Origin of the sequence: Streptomyces otsuchiensis (genome assembly GCF_004305975.1) — a bacterium.
GTDB lineage: Bacteria > Actinomycetota > Actinomycetes > Streptomycetales > Streptomycetaceae > Streptomyces > Streptomyces otsuchiensis.
In genome coordinates, this window is the sequence record NZ_BHZI01000005.1 from 1 (window position 1) to 20,339 (window position 20,339).

Sequence of the window (20,339 nt, forward strand, 5' to 3'; positions counted from 1 at the left end):
CCGGCCGCCTCCCCGGCGGCGCCCCACCCCTCGTCTCCGTGCCCCTCCGGTCCGCTTGCGGCGCTCGCCGGGATCGCGGGCGGCGCGGGCCGCCCACCCGATCGCTCCGTTCGGACGGGTGTGCGGCGACAGCGGGCGGGAAATCGGTGACCATGGAAAGGAACCACCGGACGAACGAGAGGGCAGGCCAGTGAAGACAGCGGTACTGGGACCGGCCGAGCGGACCGAAGCGCTGGCGCGGATGGCGGACCGCGAGCTCGATGTGCTGGTGGTCGGAGGCGGGGTGGTGGGCGCGGGCACCGCCCTGGACGCCGCCACCCGCGGCCTGAGCACCGGACTGCTGGAGGCCCGCGACTGGGCCGCCGGCACATCCAGTCGCTCCAGCAAACTCATCCACGGCGGCCTCCGCTATCTGGAGATGCTCGACTTCGGCCTGGTGCGGGAGGCGCTCAAGGAACGCGGGCTGCTGCTCGGCCGGCTCGCCCCCCACCTGGTCAAGCCCGTCCCGTTCCTCTACCCCCTCCAGCACCGGGGCTGGGAGCGGTTCTACGCGGGCTCCGGCGTGGCGCTGTACGACGCCATGTCGATCTCCTCCGGGCACGGCCGCGGCCTGCCCGTCCACCGGCACCTCAGCCGGACCAAGGCACTGCGCGTCGCCCCCGCGCTGCGCAAGGACGCCCTGGTCGGCGCGCTCCAGTACTACGACGCGCAGATGGACGACGCCCGGTTCGTGGCCAACCTGGTCCGCACGGCTGCCGCCTACGGCGCCTCCTGCGCCAACCGCGCCCGCGTCACCGGTGTGCTCCGCGAGGGCGAGCGCGTGGTCGGGGTGAAGGTGCACGATCTGGAGGAGGGCGGCGCCGACGACCGTTTCCGGAGCTTCGAGATCCGGGCGAAGCAGGTCGTCAACGCCACCGGCGTCTGGACCGACGACACCCAGGGCATGATCGCCGAACGCGGCCAGTTCCACGTCAAGGCGTCCAAGGGCATCCACCTGGTCGTCCCCAAGGACCGCATCCACTCCTCGACCGGCCTGATCCTGCGGACCGAGAAGAGCGTGCTCTTCGTCATCCCGTGGGGACGGCACTGGATCGTCGGCACCACCGACACCGCCTGGGACCTCGACAAGGCCCACCCGGCCGCCTCCAGCGCCGACATCGACTACCTGCTGGAGCACGTCAACTCCGTGCTCGCGGTGCCCCTCACCCGCGACGACGTCGAAGGCGTCTACGCGGGGCTGCGCCCGCTGCTGGCCGGCGAGTCCGAGGCGACCAGCAAGCTCTCCCGCGAGCACACCGTCGCCCACCCGGTGCCCGGCCTCGTGGTCGTCGCCGGCGGGAAGTACACCACCTACCGGGTGATGGCCAAGGACGCCGTCGACGCCGCCGTGCACGGGCTCGACGTGCGCGTCGCCGACTGCTGCACCGAGGAGGTGCCGCTGGCCGGTGCCGAGGGCTACCACGCGCTGTGGAACGCCAGGGCGCGGATCGCCTCGCGGGTCGGTCTGCACGTCGCCCGTGTCGAGCATCTGCTCAACCGGTACGGCTCGTTGACCGAGGAGGTGCTGGAACTCATCGAGGAGAACCCGGAGCTGGAGCTCGGGAAGCCGCTGACCGGCGCCGACGACTACCTGCGCGCCGAGGTCGTCTACGCCTGCACCCACGAGGGCGCCCGCCACCTCGAGGACGTCCTCACCCGGCGCACCCGCATCTCCATCGAGACCTTCGACCGGGGCACCCGCAGCGCCCGGGAGTGCGCCGAGCTGATGGCGGGCGTCCTGGGCTGGGACGGCAAGCAGGTGGAGCTGGAGGTCGAGCACTACGAGAAGCGGGTCGAGGCCGAGCGCGAGTCGCAGCTCCAGCCCGATGACCAGACCGCGGACGCCGCGCGGCTGGGCGCACCGGACACCGTTCCGCTCTGACCCGCCCGCCACCGCCGTGCCGGACCCGTGTCCCGCTCCCGGCCTCGCCGGGTGCGGGACACGTGCCGCCGGGCGCGCCGCGCCGGTGCCGGTGACGGGTCCGCCACCGCCCGGACACGGTTCCGCCCCGATCCCGTCCGATCCCGTCCGATCCCGGACTCCGGCTGCCCGCTGTCGCACCGATGGGTGACAATGTGCGGGAAGCCGGAGGGGACACGAGAACATGGGCCACCACAACGGGGAGAGCGGCGACCAGCAGGAGAGCGGCGGCGCCGGACGTACCGGCCCACAGCCCGCTCCCGGTGCGCCGCTGGACGGTGAGCACGACCAGCACCACGACCAGGACCAGGACCAGGACCAGGACCAGGACCACGACCGGCCGGGCGAGCCGGTCGCGGACGACGAGGCGGAGTCCGGGCGCGGAGAGCCGCGTGACGCGATACCCCCGGCACGTGAACCGGCCGAGGCGCGGCCGGAGTCGGCCGAGGCGGGTGCCGAGGAGGACGCCGGGGTCGGAGACGCCTCCGAGGACGACGCCGCAGCGCGGCCGGGCGCCGCGCCGCAGACCGTCTCGCTCGGGAAGGTCGCTCCGCCGCCCTCACCCGGGACCGTCTCGCTGGGGTCCGTCGCGTACGAGGACGCCGCGCCGCTGACCGTCTCGCTCGGACCGGTCGCCCACGACGACCCGGCCCCGCGCACCGTCACCCTCGGCAAGGGCGAACTGGCCGCCCACCCACAGGACGAGCCGGCCGCCGCGGACGCGGCTGCCGACACGGACAGGGACGCCGACACGGACGCGGTGGCGGACGCCGAGCCCGGGACGCTCGCCGGTCCCGACGACGCGGCCCACCCGGTACCGCCGCCCGACCCGCACGAGACCCCGCACCAGCCACCCGAAGACGTCCCGCACCAGGAGGCGCCGACCGGGTCGGGGCGGCTGCTGGCCGGTCGCTACCGCCTCGGTGCGGTGGTCGGCCGCGGCGGCATGGGCACGGTCTGGCGGGCGACCGACGAGGTGCTGGCCCGTCAGGTCGCCGTCAAGGAACTGCGGCTGTCGTCGGTCATCGACGACGCCGAGCGCCGCCGGCTGGTGACCAGGACGCTGCGTGAGGCGAAGGCCATCGCGACCATCCGGGGCCGTGGCGTCGTCACCGTCTTCGACGTGGTCGACGAGGAGGACCGCCCCTGGATCGTGATGGAACTGATCGAGGGCCGCTCCCTCGCGGATGTGATCCGCGACGACGGCACCCTGACGGTGCGCCGTGCCGCCGAGGTCGGCCTCGCCGTCCTGGACGTGCTGAGCGCCGCGCACCGGGCCGGCATCGTCCACCGCGACGTCAAGCCGTCCAACGTGCTGGTCGCGGACGCCGACGGGCGGGTCGTTCTCACGGACTTCGGCATCGCGAAGGCCGACGGGGACCCGTCGATCACCTCCACCGGGATGCTCGTGGGCGCTCCCTCCTACATATCCCCCGAGCGGGCGCGCGGCGACGACCTCTCCCCGGCGGCCGACTACTGGTCGCTCGGCGCGCTGCTCTACTGCGCGCTGGAGGGCCGCCCGCCCTACGACCGGGGCGGGGCGATCTCCACGCTGGCGGCCGTGATGAACGATCCGGTGGAGGTGCCCGAGTCCGCCGGCGCGCTGGCCGAGGTCATCGCCGGGCTGCTCCAGAAGGACCCCGAGGAACGGTTCGACGAGCCGGTGACCCGGGCGTTGCTGCGGGAGGCGCTGGGGCGTGCGCGCCGGGCGGACGGAGCGCACGGAGCGCACGGCACGATGGCGCTGGGCGCCGCCGCCGCGGGTGCGGCGAGCGGTGCCGCCGCGGCGGGTGCCGCCGTCGCCGCCGCGCCCGACGAAGGTGCGGACGCCACGAAGACGCCCGCCGGCCCGGTCGCGTCCGGTGACGTCGCCGAGGGACCGGGCGCGCCGAAGGCCGCCGCCGGAGCCGACCCCGACCGCACGCCCGCCGAACCGCTTCCGGTGGTTCCGGACGCTGCCTCCACCGGCGAGACGGCCGCCTCGCCGGCGGGTGCCGGCTTCGGCCCGCCCGGCAGCGGCACCACGGGGACCGGAGGCACGGGCGGAGGCGGCGGGGACGACAACACGCCCGCCGGAGTGACGGGTTCGGGTGGCGCCGGCCGGCGTCGGCGCACGGTGCTGCTTGCGGTGGCCGCCCTGGTGGTGGTCGCCCTGCTGGGGGCACTGCTGGTGACCCAGGTCCGCGACGACGACCCCGCCGACGACCCCGGCTCCTCCACCGGAACGGACGACACGGACGCGGACACCGGCGACGAAGACACCGACGGCGACGACCCGGACAACGGCGACGGCGGCGACGGGACCGGTGACGGCACGGACGGCGACGGCGACCCAGACCCCGACGCCGAGGGCGACACGGACCCGGGCGGCGACGCCGACGAGGACCCCGGCAGCGACGGCGCGGACCCCGAGCAGACCGGTCCGCCCCGCAACTCCCCGGAGCGCGACACCGACGCCCCGTTCCCGCCCGAGAGCCCGTCCGGCTTCTCCCGGCAGGTCAACCTCCAGTTCCGGTTCGGCATGGCGTTCCCCGACGGCTGGGAGCAGACCGGCACCAGTGGGCGCGACTCCGGGGCGATTTACAGCCATCCGTCGGGGCCGCCCCCGGCCGTCCAGGTCGATTTCACGACGTCACCGGGGGAGGACGCCGCACAGGCGTGGCTTGACCTGGAGCCGGCGGTACGCGATCAGAGCACCGACTACGAACGGGTCCGCATAGACTCCGTGGAGTGGCGGGACTATCCGACCGTCGCCGACTGGGAGTTCGAGCGTACAGAGCAGGGCCAACGGGTCCGCGTGCTCAACCGCGGCTTCCGGGTCGACGACGGCCGGGGGTACGCCGTGATGATCTCGTGTGTGGCGGACGAGTGGGACGGGAATGACTGCCGCACTGTGCGGGAGACGGCGTTCAACTCGTTCATGCCCTTGGGCTGAGCGGGAGTTGACAGGCGAGAGCGTCGTCGTGTTACGCCGTCGGCACGTATCGTGAGTGTGTGACCGCCGACGGCACGCCATGAGGGGAGGCGTTGTGGATCAGTACGCGGGGCGGCTGCTCGCGGATCGTTACCGGCTTCCCCGGCCGCCCTCGGAAGTCTTCGAGCTGGTCGAGTCGCGCGCCTTCGACACCGCCAGCGGCCAGGAAGTGCTGGTCCGTCAGGTGCCGCTGCCCGAGGTGGTGGACCCCGAGGTCCTCGACGGGGAGTACGGGGACGGCCCTCCGGGATCGGTTCCGGGCAGTGGACGTGCCACCCGCACCCCCGAAGACCCGGTCGTGCGACGGGCGTTGGAGGCGGCAGCGGCGGCAGCCGCGTTGCCCGACCACGCGCGGCTGGACCAGATCTTCGACGTCTTCGTGCAGGGCGACGGCATCTGGATCGTCAGCGAACTGGTGCCGGCCCGGCCGCTGGCCGCGCTGCTGGCCGAACACCGGATGGGCCCCTACCGTGCCGCCGAGGTGGCCGCCGACCTGCTGGCCGCGCTCCGCGTGGTCCACGCCCACGGCTGGTCGCACCGGAACATCACCGCCCGCACGGTGCTGATCTGCGACGACGGGCGGGCGCTGCTCACCGGTCTCGCGGCGGGCGCGGCCGAGGAAGTCCTCTGCGGCTACGACCCGTTCCCCGTGGACGCCGCCGACAGCGCCGCCGGGCCCGAGCCGGCCGCGTCCGGCCACGACCCGGCGGACGGCCACGCCGCACCGCCCACCCCGGGGGACCGCACGCCCGGCACCGGTATCCGCCGCGACCAGCCGTTCGCCGGCCCGGGCGGCCCGGTTCCGCCGGGCCTGCGCCCGGACACCGGACTCGAGGGCGGCACCCACCCGCCGCAGGCCATGCCGCCCGCCCGCGTGGACGACGAGCCGGACGGCCCCGGTCACCCTGGGCCGGCACCCGGCGCGTACGCGCTTCCCCCGGGCTGGAACGCGCCCGGCCGCCCGGCCGGTCATGACCCGCACGAGGCGCGGGGGCCGTACGGGGCGCCGGCCTCGAACGGGCCCCGGGAGGCGCTGCCGCCCGCCCGCGACACCGGAGATCATCGCGCCGACGGTGCGCTGCCGGGCACGCGGTACGGCCCGGACCCCGGCTACGGCCCAGGCGCCGCCCACCAGCCGGATCACGGTCCGGGCACCGGTTACGGCCCGGGCAGCGTCCCGGACCACGACGAGCCCACCGGCCGGGCCGGCCAGTACGCCGACCAGATCGACCCGCGTGACATCGGTCCGTACACGGACCGGATCGAGCTTCCGGGCGACTCCGCCGCGCCGGCGCACCCCGGCGACGGGCCGGAGCCCGGCCGGTACGACAGCGAGGACCGGAACCCCACCGCCCACCTCCCGCAGATCGGCCATCTCCCCCCGGGTGACGACCCGTTCACGGGTGGTCCGGCCGGCGGCGGTGAGTTCCCGGCGGTGCCGGGGGAGTTCACCCCCGGTGGCGACCAGCTCGCTTCCGGAGCGCACGAGTTGCCCGAGGGCTGGGACGTGGTACCCGGCGGCGGCCCCGTCGACCCTGAGGCCGACCAGGCCGCCGCGGACAGCCACGCGTACCACCCCGACCGGCAGCGTGAGCCGCTGCCCGGCGCCGGACCCGGCCCGCGTGGCCCGGTCCCGCTGGGCGACCCCGCGGCCGGTCCCGGCTCCGCGCCGCCGCCCCGGGGTGCCGAACAGGCTCCGCAGCCCTCCCGGGCCGCGCTGGAACGTGCCTCCCGCAGCGGCGCCATCGCCGCCTACCGTGCGGGGACCCGCGCCGGCGCGGACGCGGTGCACGGCGCGGGACGCGGACCGGCCGAGGGGCGCGCCGCCGACGGCGGGGCCCCCGGGTACGGAGCCGACTCCTACGGAGCCGACCCGTACGGCGTCGGCCGGAACGGCGGCCCGGGACGCGGCACGCCCCCGCGCCGGGACGGCCACGGCCCGCAGGCTCCGGGCGGAGACGCCCGGGCGCTGCCCCCGGCGCGTGGCTCCGGTCCGACCGAACTGCCCGGCACGCCGCGACCCAGCCGTCCGATCGAGACGGGCTGGGAGTCGGCCGCGCCGCGGAACGCGGTTCCCGCGCGCCGTCCCTCGCCGCCGACGGTGTCGGCGGCGGTGCCGGACCAGGAGCCGCCGACCGAGCAACTCCCAAGGATTCCGGCGCACTCCGCGCCGGGCGCCGCTCCCGGTCGTGGCACGCCCGAGCCGCAGCCGCCGGGCACGGGGATCGTGCCCGACGCGGCCCGCCGCTACCGGGGGCCGGACAACGCGCTGGCCGCCGAGCGGGCACGCCAGGCCCGCATGACGATGGTCGGCGCCGTCACCGAGCGCTGGGCGCCGGAGCAGGCCGGACCGGTCTACGACCACTGGCGGCTGGCGCCGCCGGTCGGGCCGGCCGCCGACCTGTGGGCGCTGGGCGCGTTGCTGTTCCGCGCGGTCCAGGGCCACCCGCCGTATCCGGAGGAGAGCGCGGCGGAGCTGACCCAGGCCGTCTGCGGTGAGCAGCCCGCGTTCGCGGAGGAGTGCGGTGCGCTGCGCCCGGTGGTGGAGTCGCTGCTGCGGCTCGACCCCACCGAGCGGCCCAGCGCCGAGGAACTGCGCGGCTGGCTCCGGTCGATCATCCGTGCCGCCCCGGAGCCCGACGTGGGCCGCCGGACCGCGGCGCTGCCGCCGATGCTGGAGGCCGGCCGTCCGGCCGATCCGGCGCGGCTGCCGATGGTGCGGCACCGCGGCGAGCTGGTCTCCAAGCGTCCGCGCCGCGAGAGCGGTGACCCGCGCAACCTCGGGCGCATCCTGCTGGTGCTGGTCTTCTGCCTCGTGGCGGGTGCGATGGCCTACGCGTTGCTGTTCCTGCCCGACGGCGAGGAGCGCGGTGGGCAGGCGGGCCCCGGCTCGTCCCCCTCCGGCGGGGCCGGCGAGCAGGACGAGCCCGCTCCCGACGGATCCGGCGACGACGCACCTGGCGAGAGCGGCGCCCCCGACGGGGAGCCCGGGGACGCCGACGAGGTGCCCGCCCCGGACGGCTTCGAGAGCCTGGACGACCCGCTGGGATTCCGGCTGACGGTGCCGGAGGGCTGGGAGCGCTCGACCGGCTCGGACGGCCAGGTGGTCTTCGCGGGCGACGGGCTGCGGCTGACGGTGGTGCCCGGACGGGACGGCGGCGACGAGTTCGGCGAGGTGCCGATGGATTACCAGCTCCAGAGCCAGCCGGAGCTCCAGCCCTACCGGGACGCGCCGTGGCGCTCCTCGGGCAGCCTGCACAACATCACCGTCGGGCAGGTCGACCTGGCCGAGGGCGACTTCCTCTGGGACGGCGGCGACGGCCGGCAGTTCGCCCGCAACCGCGCCATGCTGATCGGCGGCGGGTACCACGTGGTGATGCTCCAGGGGACCGAGTCCGACCGGGACGACATCGGCGAGCTGTTCCCGACGATCGCCGAGAGCTACCGCGCGGCGAGCTGACGGTCCCGGCGGGGCCGAGGCCCGGCAGGCGCGCCGGTGCGCCTGCCGCTGTCCCGCCGTCTTCCGGTCAATGCGCCAGTGATCGCTGGCACTTTGCCGAAAAAGGAGTTACCGGTGGGTAGCGGCTCGTGGTCGGCCGCCGTACGCTCCGGTGTATGACGACTGGCCCTGAGGAAGCGCGTAACCGGGCGGCACGGCTGGTCACCGACGAGCTGGTGGCGTCGCTGACCCGAGGCGTCACCGGCAGCGGACGCACCGCCTGCCACAGCCCGCTCACCGGCGAACGGCTCGCCGAACTCCCGGCGACCACCGTCCCCGAGGTCGAGGACGCCTTCCGCGCGGCCCGTGCCGCACAGCTCCGCTGGGCCGCACGCCCGGTGCGCGAGCGCGCCGCGGTGCTGCTGCGCTTCCACGACCTGCTGCTGCGCCGGCAGGACGAGGTCCTCGACCTCGTCCAGCTGGAGACCGGCAAGGCCCGGCTGCACGCCCACGAGGAAGTGCTCGCGGTCGCCATCGCCGCCCGCCACTACGGACGCAAGGGCCCGGCCTATCTCCGCACCCGCGCCCACACCGGTGCCGTTCCGGTCCTCACCCGGGTCCGTGAGCACCGCAGGGCGCGCGGGGTCGTCGGCCAGATCGCCCCCTGGAACTACCCGCTCGAACTGAGCGCGGGAGACGCCCTGCCCGCCTTCCTCGCGGGCAACGCAGTCGTGATGAAGCCCGACACCGAGACCGCCCTGACCGCGCTCTGGGCGCGCCGCCTGCTGGTGGAGGCCGGACTGCCGGAGGAGGTCTGGCAGGTCGTCATCGGTGAGGGGCCGCTGGTCGGACCCGCCGTCGTGGCCCACGCCGACTACGTCTCCTTCACCGGCTCCACCCGCACCGGGCGGCTGGTGGCCCAGGGCGCCGCCGCCCGGCTGGTCGGCGCCAGCCTCGAACTCGGCGGCAAGAACGCCATGCTGGTGCTGGACGACGCGGACCCCGACCGGGCCGCCGCCGGCGCCGTCCGCGCCTGCTTCTCCGCAGCGGGCCAGCTGTGCATGTCGGTCGAACGGCTCTATGTGCACCGGTCGATCGCCGAGGAGTTCACCGAACGGTTCACGGCGCGCACCCGCGCGATGCGCCTCGGTGCGCCCCTCGCCTACGGCACCGACATGGGATCGCTGGCCTCCCAGGCCCAACTCGACACCGTCACCCGCCACATCAAGGACGCCGTGGCCCACGGAGCCCGTGTGCTGGCCGGCGGCGAGCCCCGGCCCGACCTCGGTCCGTACTTCCACGAACCCACCATCCTGGACGGCGTCACCGACCGGATGACCCTCTGCGCCGAGGAGACCTTCGGCCCGGTCGTCTCCCTCTACCGCTTCAGCGACGACGACGAGGCGGTCAGCCGCGCCAACGCCACCCCCTTCGGCCTCAACTCCTCGGTGTGGAGCGGCAACAGCCGGCACGCGCGCCGGGTCGCCGACCGGCTGCGCACCGGAACCGTCAACATCAACGACGGTTTCGCCGCCGCCTACGGCAGCGCCCGCGCACCGATGGGCGGCATGGGCGACTCCGGGCTCGGCCGTCGGCACGGCGCCGAGGGCATCCACAAGTACACCGAGTCGCAGACCGTCGCCGAGCAGCGGCTGGTGCCGCTCGCCCCCTTCCTCGGCATGGACGACCGGCAGTACGCGGCGCTGATGTCGCTGTCCCTGAAGGCGATGAAGAACCTCCGCCTCCGCTGAGCCGCGACCGCGAGGAGCAGCCCATGACGCCCGCACCGCGCATACCGTCGCACGGCGAAGAAAGCTCCGAACAGGAGCGGGAGTTCGACTACGACGTGCTGGTCGTCGGCTCCGGGTTCGGCGGCTGCGTCGCCGCGCTGCGCCTCACAGAGAAGGGCTACCGCGTCGGAGTGCTCGAAGCGGGCCGCCGCTTCTCCCGGTCCCAACTCCCGCGCTCCAGCTGGGACATCCGCAACTACCTCTGGGCGCCGCGACTGCGCCTCTACGGCATCCAGCGCATACACCTCCTCAAAAAGGTGATGGTGCTGGCGGGCGCCGGAGTCGGCGGGGGCTCGCTCAACTACGCCAACACGCTCTATGTGCCGCCGCCCGCGTTCTTCCAGGACCGGCAGTGGGGGCACATCACCGACTGGCACGACGAACTCGCCCCCCACTACGAGCAGGCGCGGCGAATGCTCGGGGTGCGCACCAACCCCACCACCACGCCCTCCGACCGCCATCTGCGGTATGCGGCGCAGGAGATGGGCGTCGGCGACACCTTCCACGCGGCGCCGGTGGGTGTGTTCTTCGGCGACGGCCACGACGCCGACGGTGATGACGCGGCCCGCGCCCGGCCCGGACAGGAGGTCCCCGACCCGTACTTCGGCGGCGAGGGCCCCGCCCGCACCGCCTGCACCGAGTGCGGCGAGTGCATGACCGGCTGCCGCCACGGCGCCAAGAACACCCTCAACGAGAACTACCTCCATCTCGCGGAACGCGCCGGCGCCGAGGTCCACCCGCTCACCACCGTGACCGCCGTCCGGGAACTCGCCCCGGGCGCGGAGAGCGTGGAGGGCGCCGCGGGCCAGGGCGAACGGCCGGGCACCGGCTTCGAGATCACCGTCGTCCCCACCGACGCCTCACCGCGTGCCCGCCGCCGCCGTGCCCGCACTCTGCGCGCCCGGCATGTGGTCATCGCCGCCGGGACCTACGGCACCCAGACCCTGCTGCACCGGATGCGGGACACCGGGACCCTGCCGCGCCTGTCCGACCGTCTCGGAACCCTGACCCGCACCAACTCCGAAGCCCTGGTCGGCGCCCAGACCAGCCCCGGGCGTTACCGCCGACGCCACGGGCCCGACGCCGCACCCGACTTCACGCGCGGCGTGGCCATCACCTCCTCCATCCACCCCGACCCGCACACCCACATCGAGGCGGTCCGCTACGGGCGGGGCTCCAACGCCATGGGGCTGCTCTCCATCCAGCAGTTCCGGCACTCCACCCGGATGCCGCGCGTCCTCTCCTACGCCCTGACCGCGCTGCGGCACCCGGTGACCTTCTGCCGGTCGATGTCCAACCGCCGCTGGTCGGAGCGGACCATCATCGGGCTGGTCATGCAGACCCACGACAACTCGCTCACGACCTTCCGGCGCACCCGCGGCCCCGGAAAGGGGCTGCTGACCGCGGAACAGGGCCACGGAACGCCCAACCCCGACCACCTTCCCGAGGGCGCCGCGGCAGCCCGGCACCTGGCCGACTCCATCAACGGATTCGCCGGCGCCAACGTGGGCGAACTGCTGGGTACTCCGCTCACCGCCCACTTCCTCGGTGGCTGCCCGATCGGCGACAGCCCCGCCACCGGCGTCATCGACCCCTGCCACCGGCTCTACGGGCACCCGGGGATCAGCGTGGTGGACGGCGCCGCCGTCTCCGCCAACCTCGGCGTCAACCCCTCGCTCACCATCACCGCCCAGGCGGAGCGCGCGATGTCGCTGTGGCCCAACCGCGGTGACCCGGATCCCCGTCCGGCGCCCGGGCGTCCCTACCGGCGGACCGAGGCGGTGGCCCCACGACATCCGGTGGTGCCGGCCGGTGCGTTCGGCGCGCTGCGGCAGCCGCTGCTCCCGGTACCGGTGGTGCCCCCGCGCGGCGACGGCGCCAGCGCTGGTGGCCACGGCGGCGACGGCGCCAGCGGCCACGGCTGACCGCCGGGGCCGGAACGCAGAAGGGCCCCGGCCCGGCGTCCGGGGGAGAACGCGGGCCAGGGGCCACTTCGCCGGCACCGGCGACAGGGCGGCGCCAGTGCCGTGCGGTAACCAACCCGGGGGAGGTGGCTACCGCCGTTGGTTGAGCCAATGTCGGCTCACTGCATGGTCGTGGAAGCTGCTGACCCTCGCAAGAGGCCGTGGCCAGCGATCACCCGTCCTACGAAACCTTTACCCAGAACGTCGCGGCGAATGTGCCCCAGCACCCCAACGCCTCGATGACGCGGTCGGTTCCCGGCGTCCCGGAAACCGACCGCGTAGTCGTGACCGGCCTGCTGTCCCCTGCTGCCCGGTCACCACACCGGAAGCGAGGTCCCACGGCCAACGCCCTTGCCATGCCGGGGCGGTGTGCCTCTTCGCTCCTGGAGCAACCCGTTCAACGACCCGCCGGTGCGCGGGGTCACGTGCCGTACGGGTGACGCCGGTCCACTCCACGCACCGCCGGTCACCTCCGCAGACCCGTGCCCATCGGCCCACCCGTGTCCTCGGACGCGGCACCCGCCCGCGGTTCCTCGCGACGGGGCTCAGACCCGTCCCCGGCACAGCTCCAGCAGCAGCATCGCCAGCCGGGTGCCCGGAGCGCCCAGCTCCTCGCGGTAGCGCTCCAGGATCTCCATCTCGCGTGCCAGGTTGACCCGGCGGCCGCCCGAACCGAGCCGGGCGCGCTGGATCTGTTCCGAGACGGCCGTCCGCTCGCCGATCAGCGCCATGATCCGCGCGTCCAGGACATCGATGTGCTCGCGGGCGCCGGAGACCAGTTCGGCCGCCTCCGGCGTGCGCGCTCCGGTCCGCTCCGCCTCCTCGCGCTCGGTCGATGCGGGTGCGGGTGCGGGTGCGAGCGCGGGTTCGGTCGTGGGTCCGGCTGCCGGCGTGGGTGTCACGGCCGCGGTGGTGCCGGCCGGGGTGACGGGGGTCATCGAGAACTCCTCGGGGAGGTGCGCGCCCACGAGGCCCGAGCGGCCCACAACGCACGGCGTCCCGGGCCCACGGGGCCCGGGACGCTGCGGAAAGTCGCTGGTCAGTACAGTACGCAGCGCTTCTCATGGCAGCCGGCCGGGCCGGTGCCATAGGTAAAGAAGCGTGCGGTCTGCGTCATGCCGGCCAGTATGCCACCGCGCCGGTGGCCCCGGAGGCCGGACCGGATAGTGAGACATCGGCGGCCGGTAGACTCGGCCGCACACCCCGCTCCACCGCTGGAAGGCAGCTCCACGTGGCATCGCTCGGCCCGACGGCCCCAGACACCGTTCTCGTCGTCGACTTCGGCGCCCAGTACGCGCAGCTCATCGCACGCAGGGTCCGTGAGGCCCGCGTCTTCAGCGAGATCGTGCCGTCCACCATGCCGGTGGCCGAGATGCTCGCCAAGCAGCCCAAGGCCATCATCCTCTCCGGTGGCCCGTCCTCCGTGTACGCGGACGGCGCCCCCACCATCGACCGGGCCCTCTTCGAAGCCGGCGTCCCCGTCTTCGGGATGTGCTACGGCTTCCAGCTGATGGCCGTGACCCTGGGCGGCACCGTCGACAACAACGGAGCCCGCGAGTACGGCCGCACCGGCCTGCACGTCAGCAAGTCGGGCTCCACCCTCTTCGAGGGCACCCCGGACGAGCAGCAGGTCTGGATGTCGCACGGCGACGCCTGCTCGGCCGCGCCCGAGGGGTTCGCCGTCACGGGCTCCACCGACCTGGTGCCGGTCGCCGCCTTCGAGGACGACGAGCGCCGCCTCTACGGCGTCCAGTACCACCCCGAGGTCATGCACTCCACGCACGGCCAGCAGGTGCTGGAGCACTTCCTCTACCGGGGCGCCGGCATCGCCCCCAGCTGGACCACCGGTTCCATCGTGGACGAGCAGGTCGCGCTGATCCGTGAGCGCGTGGGCACCAAGCGCGCCATCTGCGGCCTCTCCGGCGGCGTCGACTCCGCCGTGGCCGCCGCGCTGGTCAACAAGGCCATCGGCACCCAGCTGACCTGCGTCTACGTCGACCACGGCCTGATGCGCTCCGGCGAGACCGAGCAGGTCGAGAAGGACTTCGTCGCCGCGACCGGCGCCCAGCTGAAGGTCGTCGACGCCTCCGAGCGGTTCCTCGACGCCCTGGCCGGGGTCACCGACCCCGAGCAGAAGCGGAAGATCATCGGCCGCGAGTTCATCCGCGTCTTCGAGCAGGCGCAGGCCGAGATCGTCGCCGACGCCGGCGAGGACGTCGCGTTCCTGGTGCAGGGCACCCTCTACCCCGACGTGGTCGAGTCCGGCGGCGGGACCGGTACCGCCAACATCAAGTCCCACCACAACGTCGGCGGGCTCCCCGACGACCTGGAGTTCGAACTGGTCGAGCCGCTGCGGCAGCTCTTCAAGGACGAGGTCCGCATGGTCGGGCAGGAACTCGGACTGCCCGAGGAGATCGTCCAGCGCCAGCCGTTCCCCGGCCCCGGCCTGGGCATCCGCATCATCGGCGAGGTCACCCGCGAGCGGCTCGACCTGCTCCGCCAGGCCGACGCCATCGCCCGCGAGGAACTGACCGCCGCCGGTCTCGACCGCGAGATCTGGCAGTGCCCCGTGGTGCTCCTCGCCGACGTGCACAGCGTCGGCGTCCAGGGCGACGGCCGCACCTACGGGCACCCCGTCGTGCTGCGCCCGGTCTCCTCCGAGGACGCCATGACCGCCGACTGGTCGCGCCTGCCCTACGACGTGCTGGCCACCATCTCCAGCCGCATCACCAACGAGGTCCGCGACATCAACCGCGTCACCCTCGACATCACCAGCAAGCCCCCGGGCACCATCGAGTGGGAGTGAGCGGCCGGGCGGCGTGAGCCGTGGGCGGGTCCGGAGGATCGTTGATCCTCCGGACCCGCGGTCGTTCGGGGGGAGCGGTGTTGCCGGGGCACGCGGCGCGGTGGTGGCGTGGCGGTGTGGTGGCGTGGCGGTGTGGTGACGTTGGGCGGCGGGGCTCACCCCGTGGGCCGGTCCGGTTCGTCGGTCGGGTCGGTCCTGCCGGTCGGGTCGGTCCAGTCGGCGCGGTCCAGGACGTACTCCACGTCGCCGTGTTCCGAGCCCTCGATGTCCTGGGGCCACTTGTCGAAGTAGGTGCGCAGCAGGCGCAGTCCGCACTTCTCCATCACCCGCCGCGAACCCGCGTTGACCGTCATGGTGTTGGCGGTGACCCGCTCCGCGCCGAGCTCGGTGAACGCGTACCGGATCAGTGCCCGGGAACCCTCCGTCGCCAGGCCCCTGCCCCAGGCGTCCCGGCCCAGCCGGTAGCCCAGTTCGAGCAGCGAGCCGTCCCCCTCGCGCACCGGGCGCAGCAGCAACCACCCCAGCAGCCGCCCCGTGGCCCTCTCCTCCGCCGCCCAGTACGCGGGTCCGCCGATCGCCGGATGGTGACGCGTCATGCGCGGCAGATCCTTGTCCCGGACCCGCTCCAACGGCACCGGCCTGCCGCCGTTGAGGTAGCGCATGACCTCCGGATCGTTGTTGATCGCGTACGCCGTCTCCAGATCCGAATCCCGGACGGGGCGCAGCAGGAGCCGGTCGGTGGTGAGGGTGGTCGCCATCCCGCCATGCTCGCCACGGCCGGCCCGCCCGGCAACCGGATTACCGGCGCCCGGCCGGGTGGCGGCGGGCGGCGGGTGTCAGAGGTCGCTGCGACACTGCGGGGATGGACGACACCCAACCCAAGGCAGATCTGCTGCGCTATCTGCAGTCCGGCCGCGACGCGCTGCTGTGGAAGCTCGACGGCCTGTCCGAGTACGACATCAGACGTCCGCTGACACCGACCGGCACCAACCTCCTCGGCCTGGTCAAGCACTCCGCAGGCGTCGAGATGGGCTACTTCGGCGACACCTTCGCCCGGCCCGTGCCGGACGCCCCGGCCTGGCTGGAAGACCTGGACACCCCCAACGTCGACATGTGGGCGACGGCGGAGGAGACCCGCGCGGATATCGTCGGCCTCTACCACCGCGCGTGGGCGCACACCGACGCCACCGTCGCCGCACTCGCGCTGGACGCCCCGGGCCGGGTCGCGTGGTGGGGCGAGAGGGGCGCCGTCACCCTGCACCGCATCCTGATCCACGTCACCGCCGAGACCCACCGCCACGCCGGGCACGCCGACATCGTCCGCGAACAGATCGACGGCGCGGCGGGCCTGGCCCACGGCAACGACAACCTGCCGGGACAGGACGCGGACTGGTGGGCCGAGTACCGCGAACGCCTGGAACGCACCGCACGCGAGGCTGACGGGGGCTGACCGGGACTGACGGACCGGTCTGGACCAGCCGTTCCCCGAGACGGAGGCTCAGGCCGGTGATGGGCGGGCGCGCCGAGGTGTACCGGCCGCGCCCGCCCGCGCGCTCGTCGTCAGCGGACGATCGTCTGGACCTCACGGACCTGTAGATCGTGGGTGGTCTCGAAGACCGCGTTGGGCAGGGTGCCGCCGCTGCCGCCGGAACCCTCCCAGCTGATCTCCCACGTGACGCTGGCCGACATCGGGTACGAGCCCGCCTGGTGGGTCGCGCGGTGGTAGGTCACACCGCACGGCGGGGTCTCCCCCGACCGGCCGTCCGCGTAGGGCTCGCCGACGGAGCCGTCCGCGTTGACGGCGCACTCACCCGACCCGGGGTGCAGGTCGGCGTCACCCGTACCGGCCTCGATCCGCAGCGAGGTGGGCCGGGCGGTGGTCGTGGCGGAGATCCCCAGGATGTCGAGGCTCGCTGTGACGGCGACCTCGGAGAAGTCGCCGTTCTCCGCCCAGATCCAGGTCGGGAGATTGACGACCTGCTCGCTGTGGTCGGCGGGGGAGAGAGTCACCTCGGTGGCAGGGACCCGGATGCGCTCGTAGGCCAGTTCGGCGAGGATCTCCGGCGAAATCGCGTTCTCGACTTCCGGTGTCTCACCGTCCTCGACCCAGAACGGAATCGCGGAGCAGGCTCCCCGTTCGAGGATGTCCTGCTCATTGGGGTTCTGCACCGCCGCCCACCACATGCCGTTGCCCTCTTCCTCGGCATTGAAGTCCTCGTACGGTTCGCCTCGTTCGTAGTGGTTCCACATCGACACGGCGGCGGACCCCGAGTGGCCCGCCGAGAAGTTGTCGAGGTCCCAGGCGACTTCGAACCATTCTCCGAACTCGCTCGGCGTCCACCTGGGCGCGTACCAGCACGGAGGTGGCGACCAGTTCCTGGCTGTCGTGGCCACCGGGCCACTGCCTGAGCCGGAACCGTTCCGGCTCTCGTCCCAGGTGATCAGGGTCGCACCGGCACCGGCCGCGATGTCCTGGCCGTCGCTCTCGCCGTACGCGTCCATGTCGGTGGGTTCGGCCCGCGCCACGGGCGTGAGTATCAGCAGAGTGCCGAGAGCGCCGCCCGCCGCCAGGACGCCCCGCCTCACTCTCCGGCGCACTGCTGGGCCTCGGTCTGGATGTCGATGTCGGTCGCCAGCCAGGCGTTCTCGTCACCCATGGCGGGTGACATCACGAGGGAGTAGCGGCCGAAGTTGCCGTAGGGGCCGCTGTCCTCCGATGGGACGACCTCGCCCGACGCCGCGTCCTTGCCGACCATCTCGCTGTTGTCCCGGCAGAACGCCACTCCGATCACGTCGCCGTTTCGGCGCACGTCGAGGTCGTAGTACCGATCCGTACCGGACTTGATCCAGCCTCCATCGACCCACGCTTTGATGTGGCCCTCGCCGAAGCGACGCGCTTCTTCGAGGGAGAAGCCCTGGTAGAGGGCGTGCTCGGGGTCCTGCTCGTTGACACCGACGGTGATGGCGCGGATGTAGTCCGCCGCGTCCGCGACCGCGGCCGCTTCCTCGGGGTCCTCTGGTTCGTCCCAGTCGAAATCCATCTCCACGCCGTCCGGGAGTTCGATCTGCGGGCGGCCGTCGTCCGGTTCGTCCGCGTCGTCGTCACCGGTGTCGGCGTCGTCCGCGTCGTCGGTGTCCTCGTCGGTCTGATCGCTGCCCTCGCCGACGCCTGGCAGTGCGTCGTCGGACGAGTCGTCCGAACCGCCGCAGGCGGTGAGCAGGAGTGCGGTGCTGGTCGCGATGGCGACGGCGATGGCTCGGGTACGCGCGGTCACGCCGTGTCCCCCCGGAAACGTTGGTGCGGATGTGGCCGTTTCGGACGCTACGTCAAGGAGTTTGGGCTCGCCAGAGGCCGGCGACGATTGTCACCGGCCTCTCACAGTGACGTCCGCGGCGGCAGTTGGTGTCGCGTTCCGCGCGCCGTTCGTCAGATCAGGCGGCGGGCGGTGGCCCAGCGGGTCAGCTCGTGGCGGTTGGAGAGCTGCAACTTCCGCAGGACGGCGGAGACATGGGATTCCACCGTCTTGACGGAGATGAACAGCTCCTTGCCGACCTCCTTGTACGCGTAGCCCCGGGCGATGAGCCGCAGCACCTCGCGTTCGCGCTGGGTGAGCCGGTCGAGGTCCTCGTCGGCCGGCGCGGCGTCGGAGGAGGCGAAGGCGTCCAGGACGAAGCCCGCGAGCCGGGGCGAGAAGACGGCGTCGCCGTCGGCCACCCGGAAGATCGCTCCGACGAGGTCGGAGCCGGTGATGGTCTTGGTGACGTATCCGCGCGCCCCGCCGCGGATGACGCCGATGACGTCCTCGGCGGCGTCGGAGACCGACAGGGCGAGGAAGCGCACCGGCGCGTCCGCCGAGCCCATCAGCTCGGCGCTGCGCCGCAGCACCTCCACTCCTCCGCCACCGGGGAGGTGGACGTCGAGCAGGACGACGTCGGGCCGGGTGGCCCTGATGACGGTCACGGCCTGGTCGACGTCCCCGGCCTCGCCGACGACCTCCACCCCGGTCTCGTCGGTGCGGCCGATCTCCGCCTGGACGCCCGCCCGGAACATCCGGTGGTCGTCGACCAGCACCACGCGGGCGCGCCGGGTCACTGCGGGCTGTGCCTCATCGGTCATCCGTGCGCTCCATCGTCAGTTCCACCTCGGTTCCCTCGCCGGGCTCCGACCGTACCCGGGCCCGGCCTCCGTTGCGCTGCATCCGGCCGATGATCGACTCGCGGACGCCCATGCGGTCGGCGGGTACGTCGTCGAGGTCGAAGCCGGGGCCGCGGTCGCGTACCGACACGAAGACGGTTCCGTCCTCGACCTCGGCGAACACCCGGACCGGCCCGTCCTCGCCACCGTACTTGGCGGCGTTGACCATGGCCTCGCGGGCCGCCTGGAGCTGGGCGCTCAGCCGGTCGTCCACCGGGCAGTCGCCGACGCACACGACCTCGATCGGTACGCCGTGGTGGTCCTCCACCTCGGCGACGGTGGCCTTCACGGCCTCGGCGAAGGTGCGGGTCTCCTCGTCGTCCTCACTCGCGCTCCCGGAGGAGCTCTCCGCCGACTTGTGGAGCCAGGCGCGCAGTTCGCGCTCCTGGGCGCGGGCCAGCCGGGACACCTCGCGGGGGTCGGCGGCGTTGCGCTGGATCAGGGTGAGGGTGTGCAGTACCGAGTCGTGGACATGGGCGGCGACCTCGGCGCGCTCCTGGGCGCGGATGCGCATCGTGCGTTCCTCGGAGAGGTCCTGGACGATCCGGACCAGGTAGGGCCCGGCCAGCAGGGCGGTACCGACCAGCACGGCGAGGGCGGCCTGCACGACCCGGCTGAGGTCCTCACTCGCACGGGTGACGACGAAGCCGGCGACGCCGACGAGCACCAGCATGCCGCCGGCGGCCGACCGGGCCAGGGGCACCCAGGGCCCGCCGCGGGTCACCTTCGCCCAGTGCGCCCGCCGGGAGTCGTCGGCCTGCCGCCAGACCAGCGCGGCGCCGATGGCGATCAGTGCGATCGTCCACAGGTAGCCACCGGAGATCTCGAACTGGACGTTCTGCCAGAAGACCGGAGCGCCGACCGTGATCATCACGATGCCCAGCAGGTACACGGAGTACTGCCGCATCCGGTTCTCGGCGGGAGGGTGGGGGTGCGGGTGGCCGCGCGGGCGGACCGGTCCGGTGCCCAGCGGGACGACGAACCAGAAGACGCCGTAGAGCAGGATGCCCATGCCGCTGGCGACGGTCATGGCGAAGAAGGCGATCCGCACCCAGGAGACGGGTACCGCGAGGTGACCGGCGAGTCCCTGCGCCACGCCGCCCAGCCAGCGGCCTTCGGCGCTGCGGTAGAGCTTGCGTGGGGGAGCCTCCTCCACTTCGGCGCCGGACGTGGGCGTGGCGGTCGTCATGGACCGATCGTCACACGCGTCA

General features: G+C 73.5%; 13 protein-coding genes. 7 read left to right on the forward strand and 6 right to left on the reverse strand.

Annotated elements, in window-relative coordinates; translation table 11 throughout:
- Positions 1-190: 190 nt before the first annotated feature.
- From E0D90_RS00920 to E0D90_RS00940, 5 genes are all read left to right on the forward strand, one after another.
- Positions 191-1,921: a glycerol-3-phosphate dehydrogenase/oxidase gene (locus E0D90_RS00920; RefSeq protein WP_130796258.1), complete on the forward strand. Its 1,731-nt coding sequence runs from the start codon at positions 191-193 to the stop codon at positions 1,919-1,921.
- A gap of 223 nt (positions 1,922-2,144) precedes the next feature.
- Positions 2,145-4,895 carry a serine/threonine protein kinase gene (locus E0D90_RS00925; RefSeq protein WP_307721122.1) on the forward strand — a complete coding sequence of 917 codons (2,751 nt, stop codon included), beginning with the start codon at positions 2,145-2,147 and terminating at the stop codon, positions 4,893-4,895.
- A gap of 94 nt (positions 4,896-4,989) precedes the next feature.
- The gene (locus E0D90_RS00930) at positions 4,990-8,394 is read left to right on the forward strand and encodes a serine/threonine kinase C-terminal domain-containing protein (protein WP_130796259.1); all 3,405 of its coding nucleotides are present in this window, start codon (positions 4,990-4,992) and stop codon (positions 8,392-8,394) included.
- 155 nt (positions 8,395-8,549) lie between these two features.
- Positions 8,550-10,124, forward strand: a complete 1,575-nt coding sequence (locus tag E0D90_RS00935; RefSeq protein WP_103501451.1) for a succinic semialdehyde dehydrogenase — start codon at positions 8,550-8,552, stop codon at positions 10,122-10,124.
- A gap of 23 nt (positions 10,125-10,147) precedes the next feature.
- On the forward strand, positions 10,148-12,088 hold the full coding sequence (locus tag E0D90_RS00940) for a GMC family oxidoreductase (protein WP_130796260.1): 1,941 nt from the start codon (positions 10,148-10,150) through the stop codon (positions 12,086-12,088).
- 584 nt (positions 12,089-12,672) lie between these two features.
- On the opposite strand, the gene E0D90_RS00945 is transcribed toward E0D90_RS00940, so the two are convergent.
- Positions 12,673-13,065 (reverse strand): chorismate mutase, encoded by a 393-nt coding sequence (locus E0D90_RS00945; protein ID WP_130796261.1) that lies wholly within the window; start codon positions 13,063-13,065, stop codon positions 12,673-12,675.
- Positions 13,066-13,358: 293 nt separating this feature from the next.
- On the opposite strand from E0D90_RS00945, the gene guaA reads away from it, so the two are divergent.
- A complete protein-coding gene (guaA, locus tag E0D90_RS00950; protein WP_130796262.1) occupies positions 13,359-14,933 on the forward strand; it encodes a glutamine-hydrolyzing GMP synthase in 1,575 nt (524 codons plus the stop codon).
- A gap of 155 nt (positions 14,934-15,088) precedes the next feature.
- Here the strand turns inward: guaA and E0D90_RS00955 are convergent, their stop codons facing one another.
- Positions 15,089-15,691 carry a GNAT family N-acetyltransferase gene (locus E0D90_RS00955; protein ID WP_130796263.1) on the reverse strand — a complete coding sequence of 201 codons (603 nt, stop codon included), beginning with the start codon at positions 15,689-15,691 and terminating at the stop codon, positions 15,089-15,091.
- Between the two features lie 104 nt (positions 15,692-15,795).
- Between E0D90_RS00955 and E0D90_RS00960 the strand changes: the two genes are divergently transcribed.
- The gene (locus E0D90_RS00960; RefSeq protein ID WP_130796264.1) at positions 15,796-16,383 is read left to right on the forward strand and encodes a DinB family protein; all 588 of its coding nucleotides are present in this window, start codon (positions 15,796-15,798) and stop codon (positions 16,381-16,383) included.
- 110 nt (positions 16,384-16,493) lie between these two features.
- On the opposite strand, the gene E0D90_RS00965 is transcribed toward E0D90_RS00960, so the two are convergent.
- The 4 genes from E0D90_RS00965 to E0D90_RS00980 form a co-directional block, all read right to left on the reverse strand.
- Positions 16,494-17,459, reverse strand: a complete 966-nt coding sequence (locus tag E0D90_RS00965) for a hypothetical protein (RefSeq protein ID WP_227869896.1) — start codon at positions 17,457-17,459, stop codon at positions 16,494-16,496.
- A gap of 56 nt (positions 17,460-17,515) precedes the next feature.
- Positions 17,516-18,208 carry a hypothetical protein gene (locus E0D90_RS00970; protein WP_130796266.1) on the reverse strand — a complete coding sequence of 231 codons (693 nt, stop codon included), beginning with the start codon at positions 18,206-18,208 and terminating at the stop codon, positions 17,516-17,518.
- Positions 18,209-18,360: 152 nt separating this feature from the next.
- Positions 18,361-19,050, reverse strand: coding sequence for a LuxR C-terminal-related transcriptional regulator (locus tag E0D90_RS00975; protein WP_130796267.1), 690 nt, complete (start codon positions 19,048-19,050; stop codon positions 18,361-18,363).
- Positions 19,040-20,317 (reverse strand): ATP-binding protein, encoded by a 1,278-nt coding sequence (locus tag E0D90_RS00980; protein WP_130796268.1) that lies wholly within the window; start codon positions 20,315-20,317, stop codon positions 19,040-19,042. Before E0D90_RS00980 ends, E0D90_RS00975 begins: the two co-directional genes overlap by 11 nt.
- Between the last annotated feature and the right edge of the window lie 22 nt (positions 20,318-20,339).

What these genes read in the sequence shown, in the direction of transcription:
- E0D90_RS00935 (WP_103501451.1), top strand. Translation starts at nt 8,550, where the DNA reads ATGACGACTGGCCCTGAGGAAGCGCGTAACCGGGCGGCACGGCTGGTC.
- E0D90_RS00940 (WP_130796260.1), top strand. Translation starts at nt 10,148, where the DNA reads ATGACGCCCGCACCGCGCATACCGTCGCACGGCGAAGAAAGCTCCGAA.
- E0D90_RS00960 (WP_130796264.1), top strand. Translation starts at nt 15,796, where the DNA reads ATGGACGACACCCAACCCAAGGCAGATCTGCTGCGCTATCTGCAGTCC.
- E0D90_RS00955 (WP_130796263.1), bottom strand. Translation starts at nt 15,691, where the DNA reads ATGGCGACCACCCTCACCACCGACCGGCTCCTGCTGCGCCCCGTCCGG.
- E0D90_RS00980 (WP_130796268.1), bottom strand. Translation starts at nt 20,317, where the DNA reads ATGACGACCGCCACGCCCACGTCCGGCGCCGAAGTGGAGGAGGCTCCC.
- E0D90_RS00925 (WP_307721122.1), top strand. Translation starts at nt 2,145, where the DNA reads ATGGGCCACCACAACGGGGAGAGCGGCGACCAGCAGGAGAGCGGCGGC.
- E0D90_RS00945 (WP_130796261.1), bottom strand. Translation starts at nt 13,065, where the DNA reads ATGACCCCCGTCACCCCGGCCGGCACCACCGCGGCCGTGACACCCACG.
- E0D90_RS00975 (WP_130796267.1), bottom strand. Translation starts at nt 19,050, where the DNA reads ATGACCGATGAGGCACAGCCCGCAGTGACCCGGCGCGCCCGCGTGGTG.